Source organism: Pseudothermotoga hypogea DSM 11164 = NBRC 106472 (assembly GCF_000816145.1).
Classification (GTDB): Bacteria; Thermotogota; Thermotogae; order Thermotogales; family DSM-5069; genus Pseudothermotoga_A; species Pseudothermotoga_A hypogea.
Map to the genome: position 1 here is coordinate 762,904 of NZ_CP007141.1, position 23,057 is coordinate 785,960.

Sequence of the window (23,057 nt, forward strand, 5' to 3'; positions counted from 1 at the left end):
CTCATCACCTCGTTCGCGGGTTGGATGACTTACAGGGCGAACGCGGAATATCGTCAGGACCCCATATTGTTGAAGCCGGAAAGTTGGACGAACAGGAATGGGGGACGATGAAGACACACGTTCAGATCGGCGTGAGAGTTTTGGAAAACAATAGAACCCTTGTCGATAGGCGGGCTTTGCAGACGGCGATCAACATCGTTGCGGACCACCACGAACGTTGGGATGGAACTGGTATCCTGCCAGAAAAAAGGTGAGGATATCAGTATCGAAGGAAGGATAGTTGCGGTTGCTGACGTTTTCGATGCGCTCACCAACAAAAGACCTTACAAGAATCCGTATCCTTTCGAAGAATCAGTCAGGATCGTCGAAGAAAACAGTGATAAACATTTCGACCCAGCGGTGGTGAAAGCCTTTAAAGACAACATCGACAAGATCTACGCGATATACCAAGAACTCATAGATATCGAACCTGGAGAAATCAAATTGCATCTGTGACAATCGATCATGCTCGTGAATTTTTCTGCTAATCCACACAATATGGAAACACAAAGGCACAAGCTCTACGAATCGTTCTGCACTATGCTGAACATGAACGTCGTCAGCGATTTTTTCAGGACCTTTTGAACTCTGCCTTCATTCTATACATCTCTGTGTCAACGGCACGCAGAGTTTGCTGGTAGGAGCCTTCAAATCTCTTGATCCCGTACGAAAACGTGGGTTTCAACTCATGTGAGTTCTGGAACTCAACGAGGGCCTCATCGAACAATTTCTTCACACTCACAGGATCACAGTCCCTCACAATCACCAAGAACTCGTCGCCACCCATGCGCACCACGATGTCGTTTTGTTTTATCTTCGCTCTTATCGTGTTGACGAGTAAGACCAAGATCTTGTCACCAACTTCGTGTCCATGTGTGTCGTTTATCTGCTTGAAAGAATTCAGATCAAGATAGACGAAGCAATCTTTTTCATTGAAGGCAGTTTCAACCAATATGCCTCTGTTGTAGGCACCCGTCAATGGATCCACCAGACTCCTCATGTGTGAAACGGTCGCTTGGACCATCATTTCTCTGTATTCGAGGACCAGATTGTAGGAAAAGCCGAAAAAGAGCGACACAACACCAAAGTTTGATAGGAGTTTGAATTTCACGTTGAACAAAAGTATGAACGCGTCGAATGCGACGGTCAAAACGAAGAAGAACGAAAATCCAAACAGAATCTTCGAGTAACTATGGAAAATCTTGTAGCCAATGTGGAAAGCATTTAAGAGCAGTACCAGCCCGAATCTTGATGTTGTGAGCTTGAACGTGTAGTTGTCTGGTGCAAACCATAGAACGATCGCAGCCGAAAGGTTGAGAAAAATCATTGCAAGATCAATGCGGGACAATTTCTCGAAGAATCCCAAACTAACTGCTGTAAAAAGACAGGCAAAGCCAAAATAAGCCGAGGTCACAAAAATCTTTCTTAAAAGAAGCATCCCACCGACGCTGTACATCGAGGAGAGAGTGATCAAATCAAGCATCCATAAAGCTGCAAGCAACGTTGATATAGCGAATAGTCGGTTCGATCTTCGTTTGTTTTGAGGCATACTACGAGAAACGAGGTAAAGCACCAGAAAAAGAGTGACACATAAGCCCATGCTGATATTCAAGAAATTATCACACAAGAAGTTCAGGACACTGAATCTAAATCTTTCTTTTTCTTCGATCAGACGTGGCACTATATCCAAACCAAGTTCGTAGATACCGCTCAACTCGATCGTTATGCTTTCTGTATTGGCTGGCACTTCCAACAAAAAGGGTTTATACCAAAAATGCCCGGTCCTATCGTTTCTGAAACCCATCGAGCCGATCAGATGATCGTTTGAATAAACAGCCCAGAATGATCCGCTCACTTGTGGCAGATAAAGATAGAGCGGTTTTGAGGTTTTCTCGACTGTAGTCGTGAGAATCACAGTGGAAGGTTTTCGCAACAGCTTGTAGAAAGGTGCTGTAACGTTCTGAGCTTGAAAAAGACGATTCTCGTCACTCAGAACCTGCCAAGAGAGTAGCTGAACACCATGCGCATTCAGAGCCCATCTGAAGAGTAAAAACAGTCCTAAGAAGGCTAAGGTTGAGAGAAACAGCACCTTTGAGTAGTATTTTAGAAGCTCCAGTTGCTTCACTCCCTGTGTGTTTCATATCTATTTCTCTATTATAATGGAATTGAATTCAACGTGGGAGGTGGTCACTTTGAAGAGGTTGCTCTTGACCGTGTTTGTTCTCCTCACGCTGACACTCTTGGCCATCGAAGTGCCCACAGTTCAGTACGTCTACCACCGGCTTCCAAATGGGTTGCAGATCTACGTCTTCGAAGATCACACCGTTCCACTGGTAAAAGTTCAGGTTTGGTACAAAGTTGGATCGATCGACGAAGAAGAGGGACGAACGGGGTCAGCTCACCTTTTGGAACACGAGATGTTCAACGGTACGGAAGCTCTTGAAAAAGGCGAGATCGACGAGCTCATCACCTCGGTCGGAGGTCAACTCAACGCAGGAACTTACTACGATTACACCGTCTATTACGAAATCGTGCCCTCTGCAAAGCTCGAGCTCGCATTAGCAATAGAAGCGGACAGGATGAGGAATTTGAAGATCGACCCAATTGACTTCTACAGAGAACTGGAGGTCGTCAAACAAGAACGAAGACAGCGAATCGAGAACAACTACATCCAATCTGGCTGGGAAGAGCTTCAAAGCGCCGCTTTCGCCGGGACACCGCTTGGACATTTCGTCATCGGATGGATGGAAGATCTCAACAACATGACGCACGATTACATACGAAGTTTCTACGAGATGTTCTACGCTCCGAACAACGCGATCGTTGCCATATCCGGGGATGTGGATCCTCAGGAAGCCATAGCGCTCGTTGAGAAATACTTCGGTGACTACGAGCCCATGGAGATCAAACGACCAATCTATGCAAGGACGAAGTTCGAGGGAGAGAAGGTTCTCAGACTCCCGAGGATCACGAGGTACGCGCTGATGTTGCAACTGTACCAAATCCCACGTGGTGACCACGAGGATTTACCTGCGATCGAAGCCCTACTCGACATCTGGCTGAACAGTGAAAGCTCAAGGGTGGTTAATGAACTCTACTACAAGAGGGGTATGATCCTGGGCTGTGGAGGCTTCACCACCGCACTGAGGATACCAGGCTACGCCTTGGTCTACGCCTTCGGCTACAAGGAGGATGATCTGGACCAGATAAAAGCGGCGATGGACGAAGAACTAAGAAAGATTGCAGAAGAAGGAGTTTCCGAAGAGGAACTCGAAAAAGTGAAGAAAGCCCGCCTTAAAGAGATCATCTTTGGCTTGAAGGACATACGGGAGTTCTCCGACGTGATCGTTCTCAGCGCTCTGCGATACGACGATCCGTATCTCTACAAGAAACAGATCGAGACCATATCCAGGCTCACCAGTGAAGACATCCAACGCGTCGCGAGACAGTACTTCCTCTGCAAGGATCGATACGTCGGTTACATCGTTCCCAAGAACTGAGACGAGGGGGGTGAAGCGAGATGAAAAGAGACGTTCTGAGAAAAGTTTTTGTTATCCTACTCGTCGTTCTGTCTGTCTTAGTTTACGCATCCAAATTCACACCTGAGCTGTTCAAACAATTGGCGGGTGCGAAGAACAAGATACCCACGATACCTATCCCCGCGTACGAGAGATTCGTTCTACCGAACGGGATGGTGTGTTACATAGCCCAGGATAAGCGTCTGCCAATCGTGGAAATAAAAGGGTACGTAAGGTACGGCATTTTGAATGAAACACCTGAGATCGCTGGAATATCCGCCTTCATGCTCGATCTGATGAACTCAGCGACCAAGAACCGCGACGAGTTCACCCTCGCCGAGGAGAAGGAGCTGAAAGGAGTTTCGATCTCTTTCTTCGCTCAGCCAGATTACTACCAGATTAGTGCCTCTGCTCTATCAGACGATGTGGAAGCCTTGTTTGAACTGCTTTCGGACGAGCTGAGAAATCCAGAATTCAGAGCGGACAACTTCGCCAGAAAACAACAAGAATACATGCAGAGCTTCGCTCAGGCGAAAACTCAAGAGCAACCAATGGCGAGGAGATATTTCTACACAGCAATCTACGGCGAGAACCATCCCTACTCGTTCTCAACGAACTACGCGTTGTTATCGAAAGTCATGCCGACGTTGACGCCAGACATCGTGGAGGAGTTCTACAGCAAAGTCATCGTTCCTGACAGAATCGTTCTGGCGATCGCTGGTGATTTCGAAATAGAAGAGCTCAAGAACCTGCTGTTGAAATACTTTGGCGATTGGAAATCACCCGAGTCCGAAAGGTTTGAGCTACCGAAGATCGAGCACACTCCACCATATGGCAAAGTTTTTGTCCTCGACAGACCGACCTCCACACAGGCATATCTCATGATGGGATACGAGTTCTTCGACCACAGATTCCCAGAGAGAATCGCGTTCTTGATGGCGAACAGGGTCTACGGCAGCGGCATGTTCAACTGCAGGTTGATGAAATCCCTCAGAACAGAGAAAGGCTACGTGTACGGTGTGAGCTCTTCGATGCAACTCTACGAGCTTGGTGGCGAATATTACGTTACAACTTCCGTCAAATACGACGCGGTCGCTGACACCATACGCTCGATCATCGAAGAGATGAAGGCCATCAAGAGTGGAGAAAAAGCGATCGGTGAGGACGAGCTGTTCGAAGTCATAAATCTCTACAACGCACAGTTCCCAGACGCCTACAAGGACACCATATCCATCTTGGACAGCGTCGTGCTGAACGCAGAGATCAGAGGTAGAAGCCCAAACTACGTCAACGAGTTCATTCAAGCCTACAACGCACTGGATGCGAAAACAGCAAACGAGGTCTTTTCCAAATATTCGTATCCCGAGAAATTCGTTGTCGTTTTGGTTGGACAAAAGGATAAAATCGTCCAGAATCTGGAAGCGAATGGATACACAAATTACGAAGTGATTGAGTTCGGTAAGTGAAATGTCGAACAAAACACCGATTCTTCCTCACGATCAGCTGATGTTCAGAAATTCCGTGCCGATCTTCACCACCATACCGAACGAAGGTGAACCAAGGTAACCCAGTGACCCACAGAAATGAACCAGAGGGCGGTTCCGTAAGGAACCGCCTTTTGTTCAGTTCGGCTCGTCCTCAGAGTGCTGAATGCTTGAGATGGTGGGCTATAAACTCTCGGTGTAGAGCTGTACTGTCGGCGCACCATCCGTTTCCTCTCATAGGTTCGTTTCGACTTTCTTGAGTCGCCGTTGAACCAAAAACGGCCTCGGCTGGGAATCATTCAAAGACTTGATCGTCGCACTGGGGCTCAGGAGTAAAATCTTACACGAAGACCGAGGTGATTTGAATCTTCAAGGCCATCGTCAAAATAGCGTTGAGAAATTTCTTGATGCGTTTCAAATCGACTTTTGTGCTGATAGTCGGTATGAGCATTCCCGCGATGTTGTTGGTGGGTGGTTTATCGCTGAACGACACCGTCGCGAACTGGGTGAATAGGAGCTTGAAGGAAAACTTCGGACCCGCAGATGTGTACGTGGAAAATCCGAGGAACAACATCTTCGTGAGGTTGACGCTCGATCAACAGACGGTAGATGCGATCAAAGCGGGACAAGATGTCTTGGCGATCCTCCCAGTTTCAGAATCGCTCGTCCGGCTGAAACACAACGACAAAACGATCGACTGTCTCGCAATGGGTGTGAGATCTGAAGATCTCAGTAATTTCGTGGGAAAAGAGATCAACATTCCTCCATGGAGCGTGATAGTTTCAAGGGATCTCGCGGAAGCTTTGAATATCAAACAAAATGACATCGTTTCAATCAACATGACGGGTCAAGCCAGTGAGTTCAAAGTGGTTCAGATAGGTGAGGAAGGTTTCCTCAACTTCAAAGGAGATCACCTTCAGCTGCCCGGCGTCATTTTCATGAACGTAGACGAATTGACTGGAGTCGTGGGTTTTCCAACGCGCGTGTACCTTCACATAGGCGGAAAGATTGAAGAGCACGAAGCTTTCGTCAACAATTTGAGACAGCAGGTTAGAGTCTCCGCTGTCGCCATGAAATCGAGGCTTCTGAATTCGCCTGTCAACAAGGCTCTCGGCTATCTGACGATCGCCTTCGGTGGTTTTTCGATACTGGCCTCTCTGATCTTGGTCTATCTCTTCGTGCAAAGCTTTTTGGATGAACGCAACACGACGCTCGTCACGTTGAGAATCCTCGGTTTTAAATCTTCCCACGTCCTTCTCCTCTTGATCTTGGAGGGATTCGCTTACTTTTTGGTCTCTGGCTTGTTCGGTGCGAGCGTTGGGATGTTGTTGGCTCAATTTCTGCTCGAGAGGTTGAAGAATTTTTCAAGCGCTATGATGAGTGGTACGCTCTGGCTGTCGAAGCTGGAGCTACGAGTGTCGTTCTTGTCGATCTTGACGGGTGTTCTCGGCGGATTAGCGATGCCTCTGATGATATTCGTTCTGAAGGCCAGAAAGATCGTCTCGGGTCCAGCCGTTCGCTTGCTCCGCTTTGAGGAAGAGGGTCAGTTCTCTTTAAAGAAATCCAGCATAAGATATGTTGGGTTAGCCACAACCATGCTTGCGATTCTTTTGATGTTCTTATATCCGAGATTTTCCATCGCATTGATCTTATTGGCCGTTATAGGTGTTCTCATAGCTTTTCCTTCTTCTTATCTTGGAATCTTTCTCGCAACAGGGCTTTTCGCCTACGTGATTTGGTTCCGGCCAGCCGACCTAACAAGTTGGGACGTTCTTCAAAGGGGTGGAGCTTTCTTTTTGGCGAGCTGGCTTCTTTTTTTCTCGCTCCTTACGCTGTTGAGGAAGCTTTTTTCAAGATCGGCCTTCGAAGGTTCCGTCTCAACGTTCGTGGCACTTTCTTACGTACAGAGGAACAAGAGAAACAGCTTCATCATCGCACTGATGTTCAGCCTGATCGTTTTCGTGGTGATATTGACCTTGGTGATTCCCTACAATCTGCGAATGTTCGTCAGCGAGCAACTCGAAACGGGCATCTTCGGTTACAACTTCATGGTTGTGCAGAATCCCTTGAAGCTGATCTTCACAAGGACTGAACTTGAGATAGCGGAAGGGATCGAGAAATATGCGAGAGTATACGTGGCGCAGCTGAACAACGATCCGATAGCGTTCGTGGATGAGAACTTCCTGAGGGATGCGCTGGTGAAGAGTATAAAGAACAACGAATGGAGGAAGATCCTGCTCGAGACTGGAACAATCGCGGTGGGCGTACTCGGGGACGAATCCGTCCCAGAGCAGATCAACGGTAGAATTCGTCCACTTTTTGGCCTTGGTGGATCGGAAAACTTGACTTTCCAAATCATAGGCAAATTCGATCTCAGGCAGATCCTGGTGCCGATCAAATACGTCGCATCGATCAACAGCATGCCCAAGAACGTGAAGTTGGTACCCGTTCTGCTCGCCAAGGTCGATGAACAAAACGTATCGAAGGTCAAGGACTTCTACAGCGAAAGGTTCGACTTTCCCATGCACATAGCCGAAGAGTTGAATCGTATGTTTTCCGGTATCGATTTTCTTATAAAGACGGGATTGATCTTGCTTTACTTCGGACTGTTGAGTGGACTCTGCGGTGTCGTTTTCCACACGATGAGGAGTATCGTGGTGAGAAGGAGACTGACCGCAGTCCTGAAAGCCATTGGAATGACGAACAAGAGTGTCGGGCTTGCGTTCATCGTAGAGAACGTTGCCATGGCGTCACTCGGGATTCTCGTAGGCGTGTTCGCCGCAGTTTTGTTCTCGAAGGACGTGATGGACCAGATATTTTCAATGATCGGATCTGGACAGTTCGTTTTCCCTGGTTGGAATGTACTCAGTTTCATGGCAGGACTCTATGTGATCGTGACTGTTACGATCGCTCTACCAGTAATCCTCAATAAAGCAAACCCAGCTGAATCTTTGAGAACCCAGGATTAACGGGAGGACAAGACTATGATAGTTGTTAAAGAGCTCTGGAAGATCTATGGAAAAGGAGAAAGAAAGGTGGAAGCGCTGAAAGGAATAAACGTCACCATAAAGGACGGTGAGTTCGTCGCCATCTTCGGACCGTCTGGATCTGGAAAAACCACGCTTTTGAATTGTCTATCTGGAATAGACTCACCAACGAATGGAGAGATCTACTTCGACGATTTGCCGTTTCACACCCTCAGCGAAGAGCAAAAGACGCAGTTCCGTGCCCGTCACATGGGTTTTGTCTTTCAGTTCTTCAACCTCATACCCGTGCTCACCGCACTGGAGAACGTCCTGTTGCCACTCAAGATTCTGGGAATCAACCACGGTGAGGCAAAACAGCGCGTGGTGGCTATGCTCGAAAGGGTTGGCTTACGCGACAAGATCGACAGGTTTCCATCGCAGCTTTCCGGTGGAGAACAGCAACGAGTCGCCATAGCCAGAGCTTTGGTGCACAACCCTAAGGTCGTCTGGGCGGATGAGCCTACGGGTAATCTGGATTCCGAAACTGGCATGAACGTGATAGAACTTCTGGAGTCGATGAAGAAAGAACTTGGCACCACACTCGTCGTTGTGACACACGATGAACGCATCGCCCAGAGAGCCGATAGAATCCTGTTCATGAGGGACGGCCGGATAACAGAGGTGCGTGAAAAAGAGAATTTGAACAATGAAAGTTGAACGTTGATCTTCGATCTGATGATCGTAAGAGCCTCTCTATGTAAACAAAAGAGCCGGGACGACCCCGGCCCTGTTTTTTCAAAACGTCTTCGTGCCACTCGCCAGCGTCCTGCTCCATTCCCAGAAGGTGTAGCTGACAGAAGGCACGTTTCCGCAGAGCGTTTTCAACCAACCCGCCATCTCCACACCACCTGAAGCTTTCACGCCGCCGCTGATCGTGTAACCCACCTGGTTCGCCCCGCCCATTGAAGCGTTGGTCTCTGACTTTATCCACGGCGTCAACCTCAAGAATGGCCCAGCGACATCGTAGAGGTAGGCACTGAATGTGATGGGAAGCTCACCCTTGTTCTCACTGTTCAGCTTCGCGTTGGCGTCGAAGTTTATGTTCGAGTAGTTCACGCTGTAGGTGGGTGTGAAGCTCCAACCGTTTTGGTATTTCACTGTGACCGCGGCTGTCGCACCGAAAGTCGTGGATGCGTCTATGTTCATCCTTCCGTTCATCTTCGTGTTCGTCTGCGCGTTCAACCTGGCTTGAAAGACTATCACGACTGGGATCCCAGAGACCGTGAAGGTCTTGGTTTGACCCACTGAGAAGAGTTCTTTAGACCAGCTCTTGTCGACGTTCCCGTTGGCGCGCACTTGCAACGAAGGTGTGAAGGATGGAGAAAAAGTCAGCGTCGTTTCGAACCTTTTGAGCTTGTAGCTCCATTTGAACTTGCCAGTCTTGACCCAGTGATGTTCCCAGAGGATCTTGGTATTCATGCTCAACGTCACGACGATCTTCGTGGTGATGGACGAATTTTGCTCAGTGAAGGTGGTTGAGAACTCCCTCTGGTTCCACACATCGTAGTTCCAGCTTTTGGAAAAGTCATCCTTCACAGGGTGCGGTGTGGGTTTGGTGAGCGCAGAAATCTTGTTGGTCGAAAAAACGACTTGGAAAGCGGTGTAATCTCTAAGCTTTTCGAGGACGATCTCGCTCCGTTTTTCATCCGCGAGGTTCGACGGATTTGCCCCACTGCTCACGATGGTTTCTTTGAGAACGAAACCATCTGGACGTTTTTCGAAAGTTGCTTTGTAAGAAGTCCCCCCTCCAAAGTCCACAGACCAACTACCAGTGAAAGCACTTTCAAAGATGGGATTTATTTGTTGTATCTGCGAACCAGCGGGTAAGACCACGACCGTTGTTTTTTCTGTGACGATCGTGTCGCGCCCTGATTTCAGAAAGATCGATTCGAAGATTCTGGCGTCTATCTCGTACTCGAAGTACTTCGGTATGAGTTTTTCCGCCAACGTTTCATCCCCAAACATCTTTCTCGAGATCGCGAAGTTTCCACCCTTGGCCGTGACGAAGCCGTTCGCCCTCAGCTGAAGAACACAGGTGTAGTTGCCCGCACCGTCGATGGTGACGCTCATACCATTTTGGACGAGCGTGGGAGCGGTGTTGTACAGAAAGTAATAACCTTTGGCGATCTCGTTGATGTATTCTTGCTGAAGCTCCGAGATCCTCGCCGCCAAGCTGCTTGGCGCACTCATCTCACGGTAGTGTGTGACGTAGATCTTCGAAAGTTCGGACGCCGGCAAGTACTCTTTTCGTGTTATCAAAGCGGAACCATCCTGTTGGATCTCGATTCTCTCTTCGATCGTCCTTCTGTACTCAACTGCACCGACGACGATCGAAAAAACCAAGATCAGTACGAATACGATCCTTCGGGTCACCGCGACCCCTCCTTTTGTGGGATGACCGATTATTGCACGAACTAATTAGAAAATCGTTAGAAGGTTTCTTCAACACACCGAGGTTGACAGAAAATACTGCCTCGCAAGCCTTTCTTCTTCAGGGGGATGGGTAAGAGGCTTGATTATTAGCACTTGTGTTATCATCATAGCGTGGGAACTATGCCATTCGGCATAGGTATCTTGGGAAGAAGTCCCAAGTAGTAGCGGGATTGGCACCCGTCAGAGGTGTAAGGTTTAAACCACACCTATGTGGCCATGGAGTATCAAATGCTCCGTGGAAGGCAGCCTAAAGAGCTGCTAAGAATCCCATCCCCTTCAGGGGATTGGGAGTGTCAAAAAGAAGAGACATGCAAACAAAAAGCGGTCCCACACGGGACCGCTTTCTTCGAACATCACTTCTGAACTGTTTTTCTCACTACAGGAATGGTACAAATGTAGGATAATACTTTAGCTCAGTCGCTCCACCCGTTTCCTGGATCCAAGTTGCGAAGTAATACCCCTTGTCTTGCACGATTATCATCGGAAGGTTGACCACCGTTGTCGAAGCGCTTCTTGTGCACACGTATGTGACTGAATAGACGTTCTCGACGAAAGTTGGTTTTCCATCGCTGAACCAAGGTATCAGCTTCGTTTCGATCTTACTCACACCAGCCACGCTGATCGATGTCGGTATAGATGGTGTACACAACGTGAAGACGACAAACTCGGTTGCTTCGAAAGCCAAATCCTCTACATCCTCGTTCGAAGCATCTTCGTCTGGTACATAGATGAGCTCGCGTAGTTCCTCGTAAGTTGGACTCCACCCGACTCAACCAACTCCATGATCTTGTCCGCCAAGGCTTTTGCGAGATCTTCTGGTTTCGGACCAGTGGGAAAAATTCCACCACAGCTGGCAAAGAGCAGAACCGCTACCACGGCAACAAATACCAGTACACCTTTCACCTGACATCCCCCTTGGAAGAGTTGACTGATTATAACTCCAAAGGAGGAAACTTCTGCAAGATTTCTCCGACGAGGTAGACCTATCCCAAAGTACACCTTCCCGTGTGCACACGGACCGCCCAGGCGTTGCTGTCCATTTCATAATATACGGACGGACAAAAACAGAAATCTTTGAAACTCTTGTTCCAAGACCAAGAGCGTCTCTTTTTGTAAGCTCTTCACGAATGGGCCTCGATCTTCGTCTATCACACCTTGTGGTAATGCTTCGTTAATCATACAGACACCGTGTCACATTGAATTCTGACCTTGAGTTCAAAGATGTTAAGATCTCCTTGGGGGGTGAGCGAATGTACATCTCTCAAAGCGCAAAGATCGGTTCCAACGTAACTTTAGGCCACAATGTGGTCATCGAAGACAACGTGGTGATAGGTGACAATGTCACCATAGGTCACAACGTGGTAATAAGGAAAGACACGATCATAAGTGAGGGATGCGTGATCGGTGACAACACCGTTTTGGGTAAAGAACCCTTCAAAGCAAGCATTTCAGCAACCACAGAGAAGAAAGAATTAGCCCCTCTCGTTCTTGGAAAATACGTCACAATAGGCGCCAGCTGTGTCATATACCGCGGTGCGATTTTAAAGGATCACGTCTTCGTGGGAGATCTGGCGAGCATAAGAGAGGACGTGACAATTGGCGAGTACACAGTTATAGGAAGGGGCGTCACCGTGGAGAACAAAACGACCATAGGCAAATACGTGAAGATCGAAACCGAGGCTTACATCACGGCTCTGTCGACGATAGAAGATTATTGTTTCATCGCACCAGAGGTCACGTTCACCAACGACAATTTTTTGGGTAGAACGGAGGAAAGGAAGAAGTACTTCAAAGGTCCTACGATCAGAAAAGGTGCCAGGATAGGTGCGAACGCGACCATCTTACCAGGCATAGAGATTGGTGAAGACGCGTTGATAGGCGCCGGTGCGGTGGTCACGAGGAACGTGCCTGCAAGAAAGATCTACGTTGGAATTCCTGCAAAGGAGTTGAAAGATGTGCCAACTGAGCAATTGTTGGAGAACCAAGTTTATTACAAAGGTTGAATCCTGAGGGGGAGTCGAGGTGCTCGGCTTGTTCCTGCTTGGAATTCTCATCGGTGTTTTCGTTGGTTATTACATGGGGATTTTAAAGTTACGCGGTGAGCGAAAGAGCTTCGAAGAATCGATCAAGAATTTGAGGGAACAGATCAACTATCTCGTTTCCCAACAAGGCGCTCTATCTTCTTCACTTGGAACTCTGAGTGGACTGTCGAGCTTGGTGAGTGAACTCAAAGCGAGGTACGAGGAGACGAAGGAAGCAGAGAAGAGATTGAGTGCGGAGAGAGATAAGAGACTTGAAGAGTTCATTGAGAACATGAGAAAGATGTTCGAAGAAGTTTCCAACAGAACCATAAAGCTTGACGAGGAGAAAGAAAAGCGAATCACCGAACTACTCGAGCAAATGAGGCGCTTTTCCGGTGAACAACGAGCCGCGATGGAGAGATTTCTTTTGCAACAGGGTCAATCACGGGAAGAGATCGAGAAGAAAAGAGACGCGGAACTCAAGGACATGAGGAGGATCGTAGAAGAATTTGTGAAAACCGTCTCTGGGACCAAGACGAGAGGCCAAATCGGTGAGATGCTTCTGAGTGAGGCTCTAAGTGAGTCAATCAAGGTTGGTACCGTCGTGAAAAACCTTTCTGTTGGTTCGATGGTTGTCGAGTTCGCTTGGAACCTGAATGATGGCAAATACATCCCGATAGATTCAAAGTTGCCGGCCCTTTCGGATTTGGTAGCACAATTTGAGAGCACACAAGATCAGGAAATTCGAGAACAGAGGAAGAAAGAGATCGTTCAGAAAATAAGGCGCGAGATAGATAACGTGAGAAAGTATCAAAATCAACCAAATACCATTGATAGTTGCATCATGGTGGTACCCTCAGCCGTGATAGATATAGCACCAGAGTTGATTGCAGAAGGAAAAAAGCAAAACGTGTTCCTCTGCACATACAGAGACATCTTCGCGGTCGCGCACTATCTGGAAGCGAGACACATGACGATGAAACAAGACGAAATCGGAAGATACAAACAGTTGATCCAAAGTCTTTTGAACCTTCTCGAGCAGGTGGATCAGAAGACCCATTCTCTGGACAGGGCGTTGAAACAGATAACCAACGCGAACAACGAGATCAAGTCCTTGGTTTCACAAGCATTTTCAGTTGCAAATGTGAAGACAGAAAGCAATGAAGGTATGGACCAAGGCGTATGAGTTTCGATAGATTGCTTTACGTAGAAGTTACTCACATTTTTTTCAATGGTTCCAGACACAATTTAGAATAATCACTGAAAGGAGGTTTGACTATGAAAAACATCTTAGTCCTTCTTTTGTTGTCCCTGCTGGTGGCGATCGTCTTTCCACTGAACCTCGCTCAATTCAACGTCAAAGAGTTCAAAGGTCAGTATCCTTTGATAAGTCTGAGTAGACTTCTTGAAACGGACGAATTCGTGTCGGTGGAAGGCATCGTCTACAGAATAAGTGCTTCGAAGAGATTCCTCACCAGGGACGAGGTTGATCCGAAGCTCCTAAACGAGTCCAACTTGGTTGGAATCTTAGCCATAGACATAGACGAACTCAGCACTTTCACTGGAAAGGAAAAACAAGCGCTCGTTGCGGCGAACGGGATAGTCTACGATGTCACACCATCCAGACACTGGCCTGCTGGTAATCACAAGAACAGACACAAAGCCGGCGAAGAACTGACTCACGAACTGGTGAGGAATTCTCCACACGGTGTTGGGAAAATCGCCAACGTCAAACCGTTCGGAGTTTTGGTCTTCACAATTGAGCAACTTGCCAAGTTCAACGGTAAGAATCGTGCAAAGTCTTACATCGCCTTCCAAGGTGTTGTTTACGATCTGAGCCACCTAAGGCCTGCTCCGAACTATCCATTCGGAACCGAGGCGACTTCTGAACTTCTGAAAATCCCAAACTATGCAGACACACTCTCGAAGTCCTACGCTATAGGACTTTTGGTATTCGATGAAAAAAACCTTGCCAAGTTCGATGGTCAGCAAAATGTGGAAGCGTTCATAAAAGTCGGGAACATTGTCTACGACGTCACAGAAGTTCCGGACTGGAGGGAAAAGTTACACCTCGAACCGGACGCGGTCGCTGGAAAGGATTACACTTCCCAATTCGAGTGCGAGCTGGAAGAAACTTGCGGTCACGATCATCCTGACTCAGATGTGCTCAAAGAGTTCAAGATCGTCGGCTTTGAGCTGGTGAAATGACGTACAAAGTTTTCGCTTGGATAAGTGTGGTTCTGTTGTTCTACAATTTCTCTCTATTTCCATTGCGCAGGATTTTGAAGCGCTACAAAGGCGCACAGAAGTTTCTCATTTTTGGATCCAAGCTGCACCGATTCACTGGTATTCTGCTTTTAATCACAGGTGCGATCCACGGTTATCTCGCGCTCGGAACGATAACATTGCACACCGGATGGTTGCTATGGTCCGGTGTGCTTTTGCTCTTTATCTACTATTTGCTGAGAAAGCGTTTGAAAAGAAGATGGCTGATCCTTCACAGATTCACAGACTTTTTCGTTGTCGCATGGTTCTTCGTTCATTTCTTCTTCCCATGGTTGTTCTGACACCGTAGGTGAGTCAAGAACGTGCGAGTAGGCCATGAGATCAATACAAAACACACCTAACCTTTCTTCCATCCACTTCTCTTAGCTGGACCGGCTCTTTGCACTCTGCTTTTGCGTACTTGCATCTCGGTTCGAAGGGACAACCTAAAGGGGGATCGATCAAGCTTGGAGGTTCACCGACGTCCACCAAGGTCGTGGACGAACCTCGGTCCGGATCTGGTGCGGCCTCTCTGAGCAACATCGTGTAAGGATGCATGGGTCTGTTGACGATCTCTTTAGCGTCTCCCTCTTCGACGATCAATCCGGCGTACATGACGACAATTCTGTTTGAGATGTACTTCGCCGCCGCCAGATCGTGTGTGACGTGCAGGAAGGATATTCCGTGTTCCTCTTTCAGCTTGAGCATCAAGTTCAAAATACCTGACTTTATCGAAACATCCAGCATTGATGTGGGTTCGTCCGCCAAAATTATCTTTGGTTTCGTTATGATCGCCCTCGCGAAAACGATGCGCTGTCTCTGGCCACCAGAGAGTTCGTGTGGAAACTTTTCCAAGAAGCTCTCAGGTGGGATGAGTTCGACGTCTTCGAGAACATTTTTCAGGATCTGTTCTTCGTTCTCTATTCTGTGAATCTTCAGAGGTCTCTCCAGTATGTGAGATATCCTCTTTGTCGGATTGAGTGAGGCGAACGGATCTTGAAACACCATCTGCACGAGTTTTCTGAACTTGAGTTCTTCTTTCCGATTGAGTCGTCTTGGCAACTCCTCGCCAAAGAGCAAAATCTTTCCTGCTGTTGGTTCATACAATCTTGCCAAAACTCTCAGCAGCGTCGTTTTCCCACAGCCGCTCTCGCCGACCACCGAGACAATCTCGTTTTCGTTCAGTTCAAGATCGACACCGCGTAAAGCTTTGAGCTTGACACTCCCAATCCCCTGAAGGGGATGGGATTCTTAGCAGCTCTTTAGGCTGCCTTCCACGGAGCATTTGATACTCCATGGCCACAGAGGTGTGGTTTGAACCTTACACCTCTGACGGGTGCCAATCCCGCTACTACTTGGGACTTCTTCCCAAGATACCTCTGCCAGATGTTTATCGCTCCTACTCCGTCCCTGTGATACCTAAATCCACAACTTTTACATTCATAGTTGCGACCAACCGCATGATTCTTGCTACCACATACAGGACAGACCTGACTCGTATATTCTTCCGAAGCAAGTTTCACTTCAATTCCCAGTAGCTGTGCTTTGTAGGTTATCATGTCCACCATCTTTCTGAAACACCACTGATGAACTTTTTGATTAAAGTTATCGTTCCCTTCTACACGCTCTCGAATATTTGTGATATCACCAATTACAATAGTCCCATACCCTTTCTGTAAACACATCTTAAGAAAGTTGCTGGTTATCTTGTGCAGTATGTCCGTTATTTGATGTTTTGTTCGTTTCAGCATTCGCTGCTTTGCTTTCAACAGTTTTCTATACCTCTTGGAACCTTTCTTGCATTTGCTTAACGTTCGCTGAAAGTCTGCCAACTTCTTGTTGCGATATCTGATTAGACTGTTGAGAATACCACCGTGATACGAAATCACTTCAGAGCCATCAAAGCAAGTTATTGGACGAAGTATGCCAAGGTCTACAGACATAACTTCAACAGACTGTTTCTTCTTATGCTCATTCTTCACCTCTATTGCAAGGTGAAGATAATATTTCTCAGCCTCATACACAAGTCTTACTTGCCTAATTGTTGTACCGGCTGGCAGTGTCGTTTGTATCAAAATTGGCTCCTGACTACTACCCATTGAAAGTCTCAGAACCCCTTCTGGTGAAAGTTTTATAGCAGTATCTTTCCAGATGAACGGCATAAACCTTTTCTTCTTATGTGGTGGTTTCAACTGTGGGTTTGTCTTGACTGCAGTAAAGTAACTGTTAAGCGCCTGAAAGTATTGCTGAACTATAGCCTGTTTGGAATGGGTATGGATATTGATAGTGCTACTCCAACGCAGGATATATTTTTGTGTTGCTCCTGGTGAAAGCCAGAAACCTTTCTTGCTTTTTACTTTCTTGACCAGCGACATGGTTTTGTTGTAGATTCGACCAGCGAGCCTGTTCAGCTCAGAACACAGAGGATACAATTCTCTCGGAACAGGCACTTTGTAAGTTCTGACTATATATCTTGACATTCTTCGATGTACCTCCTGATAGTCTCTTCTGAAACCGTTCCTGCTGAGCCAACATAATATGTTCTGCTCCATAATCCTTCCTTTGTTCTTAGATGTGGAAACTTCTCAAGAAGTTTTTTAGAAGACACTCCTTTAAACAAATTGGCTATTTGAGCTGGGGATAAGCGCGGTGGTGCTGAAACAAAAGATGGACATGGTCTGGCTGAACTGATAGAGATAGGACTTCAATCCCATGTTTTTTGGCGTTGTTTTTCTTAATTGCATAGTTTTCACCCTATACAATTATAACACATGCTAATAACGAACAAGCTCCTTACCCATCCCCTGAAGGAGAAGGGCTTGCAGAACACTATTTTCTGTCAGTTGAATGTATCGAGAACTGGAGTTGAAATCTACCTTTGTAAAAGCGATCCTTTATTCTTAAGAGTTCTTCAAAGAACTGGTCGCAACCGACCGGTGCCACCGTTGAAATGGATGGAATCAGATTGTCGTAAAATGACAGTTCTTCCAAGACTTCGAGGACATGGTGGTTGAAAGCCGGTTCTCCGACCCTCGCGAACTGCACCTTGAACTTCTTAGTGTTCACTTTCCCGGCCGGGTACCGTTTTTTCACCATGAAATCTATCTGCTCGAGTATTTCGTCTTTGTCCAGAACACCGGCGTACGATCCACCCGCATCGCACATCTTACACTTCACCGGACACCCGTTGAGCGTTGAGACTATGAGTACCCACTTTTCTTCCCTCGGAAAGGGAGGTTGGAGGGCCTCAACAAACTCGACCAAATTTCCTTTCGAAGTTTCCCCAAGATAAACGATCGCGATGTCCTCTTTTCCAAACTGGGCCAATATCCTCACGACAAACACCTCTCTTCGACGATCTTCATACAAACTTCGATCGCCTGACCCATGGCAATGGCAATTTGTCTGAATCCACCACGCGCATCTCCAACCACTTCCAACCCCTCTAAGGACGTCCTTATAAAAGAAACGTTTGGGATTCTACCAATGCATATGAGCAACCCTTCAAAGTCGTAGGAACCCTTTTCCGTCCAAATTCTCAGACCGTTACAAGAACGTTCCACTGCAATTATTGGTTCCTGCTCATGGTAAACGATTCCACTGTTTCTTGCCAAACTGACGAGCCTTGGCAAAGCCTTTATAGTGTTGGATCTGTTAAAAATATGCACATCTACGCCAAATTCTCTGGCCTTTAACGCACCATCGAAGGCCACATCGCCAGCACCGTAAATCGCCAAGGTTCTCAATCGCTTTGGCAATTTTCTGAACTCGTAGACGACGTTTTCATCAACCTCGAACTCCTCGATTCTCCTCGGGACCGTTCCACTCGCCACTATTATCTTGTCGAACTCGAAGGTTCCAAGTTTGGTCTTCAATAAGTTTCTGTCCACGGACACAACCTCTTCGAAGACTAACGTCGCGTTGGACTCCAGCAGTCTCGCCTTCAAAACCTCGGCCAGCTCTTCTCCACTACAGGGCGAAATAATGGGTAAATTCTCGATTCTCCAAGCGTTTCTGATGAGTCCCCCGATCTCTTCCTTTTCGAAGACGGTCACATCAAAATCGTATCTCTTCAAGAAGACGGCTGCTGTTATACCTGCCGGTCCGGCACCAACGATCGCAACGCGCATAGCAGTTCATTGGAATTCGTGATCACGCTGAAACCGTGTGCCAAGTTCTTCAGTGCCGCGAAATGATACCAGTCATCTTTGTCCCAGCACACATCTTCAACGATGATCACGTCAAACCCCCTGACGAATCCACTCCTCGCCGTTGTCTCAACACACAAATGTGTCATGACTCCTCCTATGATGATTTGTTCCACTCTTCTCTTTCTGAGCGTTTCTTCCAAGTCCGTCATGTAGAAGGCATCGTAAGAATCTTTGTACAAAAGGATCGTACCTGCGCAGTCCAGACTTGGTTCCGACTGCTCGTCTTCAACAACGTTGTTCCACCATCTCATCATGGACGGGCTGTTCCCCCTGTGGATGGTCATGATCACTGGCAAATCCTTCTCAACGAACGCTTTCAGCAACTTTTGTGCCGTGGGAAGTATTCTCTCAACCCCCGGAAGATAAGCCTTGCCCTCCCTTTGGCAGAAATACTTCTGAAGGTCTATAAGGAGCAAAGCGGGTTTACTCAGTACGAGCGGATGCTTGGTCCTTTCCCTTTCGAAGTACACACCATCACCCCAAGGACAAAACGAGGGGGACAAGCGCCCCCTCATTTTGCGTAAGCAACGGACCTCTTCTCTCTTATCACAACCACCTTGAGAACTCCTGGATACTCCATCTCTTCCTCTATTTTCTTTGCGATCTCGTAAGCCATCTTGTCCGCTTCGGCGTCGTCCACCTTGTCTGGTTCGACGATGACTCTCACTTCTCTACCCGCCTGTATTGCGTAGGCCTTTTCCACGTTTTTGAAACTCATGGCGATCTTTTCCATCTTCACCAATCTTCTGATGTAGTTCTCAAGATCTTCACGTCTCGCACCGGGTCTTGCAGCAGACAGAGCATCTGCGGCGGCCACGAGAACCGATTCTGGATAGGAGGGCTCGGCTTCTCCATGATGACTCATGATCGCATTCACCACGTAATCTGGTTCACCGTAACGCTTGACTATCTCGGCTCCGATCTCCGTGTGTGAACCTTCGACCTCGTGATCCAAAGCCTTGCCTATATCGTGCAACAAGCCTCCGCGCTTTGCCTTCTCCGCATCCAAGCCGAGCTCCTCGGCCATCAACGCGGCAAGCTGAGCCACCTCTATCGAGTGGGCCAGCACGTTCTGTCCATAGCTCGTCCTGTACTTGAGCTTGCCGAGCAGTTTGATCAATTCCGGATGAATTCCTGTCACGCCCACCTTCAGCGCAGCTTCTTGCCCAGACTCTTTGATCGACTTTTCAACTTCCTGTTTGGCCTTTTCGTACATTTCTTCTATTCTCGCAGGATGTATCCTTCCGTCCGCGACCAATTTTTCCAGCGTGATGCGGGCTATTTCCCTGCGAATCGGATTAAAACTCGAAAGTACCACGACCTCTGGTGTATCGTCAATCACAAGATCAACGCCGGTGATCTTTTCGAACGCCCTTATGTTTCTTCCCTCTCGACCTATGATCCTTCCTTTCATTTCATCGTTGGGTAAGCTGACCGTTGAAACGGTGATCTCTCCGATGTATTCTGGTGCGTAACGCTGCACGGCTGTTGCGATGATCCTCTTTGCTTCCTTCTCAGCCTCTTCTTCGTACCGTTCCTTGATCTGCTTGAACATCAACGCCAGATCGTGTTCGTAGCGGTTACGTGCTTCCTCCAGCACTATCTTTCTCGCTTCTTCCACGGTCATGCCTGCCAGTTCCGTGAATTTCTCATCGAGTTCCTTCTCCCTTTGTTCGATCCTCTTCTTCGCCGCTTCGAGCTGGGACCTCAGGGATTCTAGGTGAGTTTCCTTCTTTTCTACGATCTCTTCTCTCCTTGAAAGCATTTCTTCTCTCTTCAGAAGTCTTTCCTCGATGGCTCTGATCTCCTGCTCTTTCTTGCGGAGCTCCGACTCCATCTCTTCTCTGAGTCTGTGCGCTTCCTCTCTCGCCTCAACTATCGCCTTTCTCCTCAACTCCGCAACCTCTTGTTCCGCTTTTTTGATGATGCTTTCAGCGTCTTTCTGTGCCTTTCTGTAGGATCTCTCTATGCTCGATTTTGCGATCAAATATCCTAACAGCAAGCCTGCTACAGCACAGGCCAATGCGATGACTATCGTCACATCTCAGCACCTCCTTCTTTGAGCAGATCTATTTCTTTTGCGGTAAAACCGCGACGAAATAGGTATTCTCTCGCCTTGGGGCCTTCAAGTTTTTCTTTCTCCAGGATCCTCCTCATTATCTGTTTCACATCCTCTTCCTTCATAACTCTCTCCAAAACTCTTTCGATTACTTCCTCGTCCACCTTGAGCTGTTTCAGTTTCATCTTTATCTTGAGAGGTCCATAGCCATGAACAGTCAACATGTCGTCCGCGTAGAGATAGGCAAACTTCTCATCGTCGAGAAAGCCACTTCTCTCGAGACTTTCCAAGGCTGCTTCGACCGTTTCCGCATCAAAGCCTTTCATCAAAAGTCTGTCTCTCAGTTCCGCTCTGGACCTCAGTCTGAACTTCAAGAGCCTTTTTGCGTACTTGATCGCCTCATTCAGCTGCATTCTTTTCACCCATCGGCAAGTTGTACTTTTCTCTTATTTTCCTCTCCATCTCCGTAGCTATTTGAGGATTCTGTGCGAGGAATAACACAGCATTGCTCTTGCCCTGCCCAAGCGTGTACTCTTTACCATCGTCGGCGACGTAGAAGAACCAGCTACCCTTCTTCTGGATCAGTTCTTCGGCCACACCGAGATTGAACAACTCGTTTTCTCTCACGATTCCCTTGCCGAATATGATGTCCAGTTCAGCCTTCTTGAAAGGTGGGGCGACCTTGTTCTTGACAATCTTCGCCGTGACCGTTATGCCAACCGGTTCGGTTGCATCCTTTATCGTGTCCGTCCTTCTGACCTCGATTCTCATCGTCGCATAAAACTTCAGAGCCAGACCACCTGTTGTTGTCTCGGGGTTGGCGAACATCACACCGATCTTCATCCTGATCTGGTTAGTGAAGATAACTACAGTCTTGGATTTGCTCACGCTACCGGCGATCTTCCTCAGTGCCTGGGACATCAGGCGCGCCTGAAGACCTACCTGCATGTCCCCCATGCTTCCCTCGATCTCCGTGCGGGGAACCAGGGCAGCGACGGAATCAACGACGATGAGATCGACCGCGTTGCTTCTAACCAGTTCGTCCACGATTTCCAGAGCTTGCTCGCCGTAGTCCGGTTGCGAGATCAGCAGACGCTTCAGATCGATTCCAAGCGCCTTCGCGTACAGAGGATCCAGAGCGTGCTCCGCATCGATTATCGCTGCCACACCACCTGCTCTCTGCGCCTCAGCTATCGCGTGCAGTGCGAGAGTAGTTTTTCCACTGGATTCCGGGCCAAAGATCTCTATGATCCTTCCTCTGGGATATCCACCGACGCCTGTGGCTATGTCCAGAGCGAGTGAACCTGTCGAAATGACTTCCACCGGTGTGACCTGCGCCTCTTCTCCAAGAATCATGATCGAACCTTTTCCATAACTGCTCTCGATCTTCTTGATAGCCTTTTCAAGAACCTCGAGTTTTTCCTTTTGCTCCTTCTCATTCATGCTCAATCAAACCTCCTTCAAAGAGACACTCATAAACCTTTCTGTAGATCGAACCTTTAGGCGTGAGAGTGGAAGAGTACACGACGATTCGATCCACCGCAACTGTTATGGGATCGTAGGTGATGTCTTCTATCAGATGTTGCCAAGCTGCTGGGAAATCTTTGATTCTACCGATCGTTATGTGCGGTGAGAACCTCTCCTCAAAGCTAAAACTGTGCTTGGCCAGTTCAGCCTTGGTTTCGTCGTAGAGCCTGTGGAGAAGTTGATTGGCCCTCACACCAAGCCAGATCACCCTTGGTTGATTGTTTCGAGCGAAATAACCCACCTTTTCGACCACGAACGAAAACGAGGGGAAACCTCTGATCCTGTGGGAGATGTGCTGAACAGCCTCGGCAACCCTCTTCGGATCAACCTCACCAAGGAAGAACAAAGTCAGGTGCACGTTCTCCCTGCTGACCCAGTTCGCCTTGAATCCCCTCCTCATGAGTTTCTCGATCACCTGTTGTGATACGTCTCTCACCGTGTCGTTGACATCGATCGCAATGAAGGTTCTCACGT

At 47.8% G+C, this 23,057-nt stretch carries 22 protein-coding genes and 2 pseudogenes; 10 read left to right on the top strand and 14 right to left on the bottom strand.

Annotated elements, in window-relative coordinates; translation table 11 throughout:
- Window positions 1–107: 107 nt before the first annotated feature.
- A complete protein-coding gene (locus AJ81_RS10940; RefSeq protein ID WP_157724355.1) occupies window positions 108–254 on the top strand; it encodes an HD domain-containing phosphohydrolase in 147 nt (48 codons plus the stop codon).
- Window positions 223–495, top strand: a complete 273-nt coding sequence (locus AJ81_RS03875) for an HD-GYP domain-containing protein (protein WP_081708895.1) — start codon at window positions 223–225, stop codon at window positions 493–495. The genes AJ81_RS10940 and AJ81_RS03875 overlap by 32 nt, the downstream gene beginning before the upstream one ends.
- Window positions 496–610: 115 nt before the next feature.
- On the opposite strand, the gene AJ81_RS10995 is transcribed toward AJ81_RS03875, so the two are convergent.
- Entirely contained in the window at window positions 611–2,164 is a 1,554-nt protein-coding gene (locus AJ81_RS10995) for a diguanylate cyclase (RefSeq protein ID WP_038059875.1), read from the bottom strand.
- 67 nt (window positions 2,165–2,231) lie between these two features.
- On the opposite strand from AJ81_RS10995, the gene AJ81_RS03885 reads away from it, so the two are divergent.
- The 4 genes from AJ81_RS03885 to AJ81_RS03900 all read left to right on the top strand — a co-directional run bounded on the left by AJ81_RS03885 (window position 2,232) and on the right by AJ81_RS03900 (window position 8,724).
- On the top strand, window positions 2,232–3,539 hold the full coding sequence (locus tag AJ81_RS03885) for a M16 family metallopeptidase (RefSeq protein ID WP_081708897.1): 1,308 nt from the start codon (window positions 2,232–2,234) through the stop codon (window positions 3,537–3,539).
- A 20-nt stretch (window positions 3,540–3,559) separates the two neighbouring features.
- Window positions 3,560–5,023 carry a M16 family metallopeptidase gene (locus tag AJ81_RS03890; protein WP_031505239.1) on the top strand — a complete coding sequence of 488 codons (1,464 nt, stop codon included), beginning with the start codon at window positions 3,560–3,562 and terminating at the stop codon, window positions 5,021–5,023.
- Window positions 5,024–5,448: 425 nt separating this feature from the next.
- Window positions 5,449–8,010, top strand: a complete 2,562-nt coding sequence (locus AJ81_RS03895; RefSeq protein WP_144316878.1) for an FtsX-like permease family protein — start codon at window positions 5,449–5,451, stop codon at window positions 8,008–8,010.
- 15 nt (window positions 8,011–8,025) lie between these two features.
- The gene (locus AJ81_RS03900; protein ID WP_031505237.1) at window positions 8,026–8,724 is read left to right on the top strand and encodes an ABC transporter ATP-binding protein; all 699 of its coding nucleotides are present in this window, start codon (window positions 8,026–8,028) and stop codon (window positions 8,722–8,724) included.
- Window positions 8,725–8,802: 78 nt separating this feature from the next.
- Here AJ81_RS03900 and AJ81_RS03905 read toward each other — a convergent pair whose 3' ends face one another.
- The 3 genes from AJ81_RS03905 to AJ81_RS03915 all read right to left on the bottom strand — a co-directional run bounded on the left by AJ81_RS03905 (window position 8,803) and on the right by AJ81_RS03915 (window position 11,403).
- Window positions 8,803–10,440: a hypothetical protein gene (locus AJ81_RS03905; RefSeq protein ID WP_031505236.1), complete on the bottom strand. Its 1,638-nt coding sequence runs from the start codon at window positions 10,438–10,440 to the stop codon at window positions 8,803–8,805.
- 436 nt (window positions 10,441–10,876) lie between these two features.
- Entirely contained in the window at window positions 10,877–11,185 is a 309-nt protein-coding gene (locus AJ81_RS03910) for a hypothetical protein (protein ID WP_051368869.1), read from the bottom strand.
- Between the two features lie 5 nt (window positions 11,186–11,190).
- The gene (locus tag AJ81_RS03915) at window positions 11,191–11,403 is read right to left on the bottom strand and encodes a hypothetical protein (RefSeq protein WP_031505234.1); all 213 of its coding nucleotides are present in this window, start codon (window positions 11,401–11,403) and stop codon (window positions 11,191–11,193) included.
- Between the two features lie 347 nt (window positions 11,404–11,750).
- Between AJ81_RS03915 and AJ81_RS03920 the strand changes: the two genes are divergently transcribed.
- The 4 genes from AJ81_RS03920 to AJ81_RS03935 all read left to right on the top strand — a co-directional run bounded on the left by AJ81_RS03920 (window position 11,751) and on the right by AJ81_RS03935 (window position 15,088).
- Window positions 11,751–12,503, top strand: a complete 753-nt coding sequence (locus AJ81_RS03920; RefSeq protein ID WP_031505233.1) for an acyltransferase — start codon at window positions 11,751–11,753, stop codon at window positions 12,501–12,503.
- Window positions 12,504–12,522: 19 nt separating this feature from the next.
- Window positions 12,523–13,707: a DNA recombination protein RmuC gene (rmuC, locus tag AJ81_RS03925; protein WP_051368871.1), complete on the top strand. Its 1,185-nt coding sequence runs from the start codon at window positions 12,523–12,525 to the stop codon at window positions 13,705–13,707.
- A 92-nt stretch (window positions 13,708–13,799) separates the two neighbouring features.
- Entirely contained in the window at window positions 13,800–14,729 is a 930-nt protein-coding gene (locus tag AJ81_RS10925) for a cytochrome b5-like heme/steroid binding domain-containing protein (RefSeq protein WP_051368873.1), read from the top strand.
- Complete coding sequence (locus AJ81_RS03935; protein WP_031505230.1) at window positions 14,726–15,088, top strand: hypothetical protein; 363 nt, start codon at window positions 14,726–14,728, stop codon at window positions 15,086–15,088. The genes AJ81_RS10925 and AJ81_RS03935 overlap by 4 nt, the downstream gene beginning before the upstream one ends.
- A gap of 40 nt (window positions 15,089–15,128) precedes the next feature.
- Here AJ81_RS03935 and AJ81_RS03940 read toward each other — a convergent pair whose 3' ends face one another.
- The 10 genes and pseudogenes from AJ81_RS03940 to thpR all read right to left on the bottom strand — a co-directional run bounded on the left by AJ81_RS03940 (window position 15,129) and on the right by thpR (window position 23,055).
- Window positions 15,129–16,016, bottom strand: a complete 888-nt coding sequence (locus tag AJ81_RS03940; RefSeq protein ID WP_051368875.1) for an ABC transporter ATP-binding protein — start codon at window positions 16,014–16,016, stop codon at window positions 15,129–15,131.
- A gap of 32 nt (window positions 16,017–16,048) precedes the next feature.
- A complete protein-coding gene (locus tag AJ81_RS03945; protein ID WP_039658577.1) occupies window positions 16,049–17,266 on the bottom strand; it encodes an RNA-guided endonuclease InsQ/TnpB family protein in 1,218 nt (405 codons plus the stop codon).
- Window positions 17,251–17,525 (bottom strand): annotated as a pseudogene (gene tnpA / locus AJ81_RS11095) (IS200/IS605 family transposase). The gene AJ81_RS03945 and the pseudogene tnpA overlap by 16 nt, the downstream one beginning before the upstream one ends.
- Window positions 17,526–17,618: 93 nt before the next feature.
- A pseudogene (locus tag AJ81_RS03950) lies at window positions 17,619–18,122 on the bottom strand (radical SAM protein); the annotation flags it as partial.
- A complete protein-coding gene (locus tag AJ81_RS03955) occupies window positions 18,119–18,916 on the bottom strand; it encodes an NAD(P)/FAD-dependent oxidoreductase (RefSeq protein WP_031504665.1) in 798 nt (265 codons plus the stop codon). The pseudogene AJ81_RS03950 and the gene AJ81_RS03955, both read right to left, overlap by 4 nt.
- Window positions 18,877–19,467 carry a cysteine hydrolase family protein gene (locus tag AJ81_RS03960; RefSeq protein ID WP_031504667.1) on the bottom strand — a complete coding sequence of 197 codons (591 nt, stop codon included), beginning with the start codon at window positions 19,465–19,467 and terminating at the stop codon, window positions 18,877–18,879. Before AJ81_RS03960 ends, AJ81_RS03955 begins: the two co-directional genes overlap by 40 nt.
- Before the next feature lie 41 nt (window positions 19,468–19,508).
- Entirely contained in the window at window positions 19,509–21,032 is a 1,524-nt protein-coding gene (gene rny / locus AJ81_RS03965) for a ribonuclease Y (RefSeq protein WP_031504669.1), read from the bottom strand.
- Window positions 21,033–21,034: 2 nt separating this feature from the next.
- The gene (locus tag AJ81_RS03970; protein WP_038059809.1) at window positions 21,035–21,469 is read right to left on the bottom strand and encodes a regulatory protein RecX; all 435 of its coding nucleotides are present in this window, start codon (window positions 21,467–21,469) and stop codon (window positions 21,035–21,037) included.
- On the bottom strand, window positions 21,456–22,499 hold the full coding sequence (gene recA / locus AJ81_RS03975) for a recombinase RecA (protein ID WP_031504672.1): 1,044 nt from the start codon (window positions 22,497–22,499) through the stop codon (window positions 21,456–21,458). Before recA ends, AJ81_RS03970 begins: the two co-directional genes overlap by 14 nt.
- Window positions 22,492–23,055, bottom strand: coding sequence for an RNA 2',3'-cyclic phosphodiesterase (gene thpR / locus AJ81_RS03980; protein ID WP_031504673.1), 564 nt, complete (start codon window positions 23,053–23,055; stop codon window positions 22,492–22,494). Before thpR ends, recA begins: the two co-directional genes overlap by 8 nt.
- Window positions 23,056–23,057: the final 2 nt, after the last annotated feature.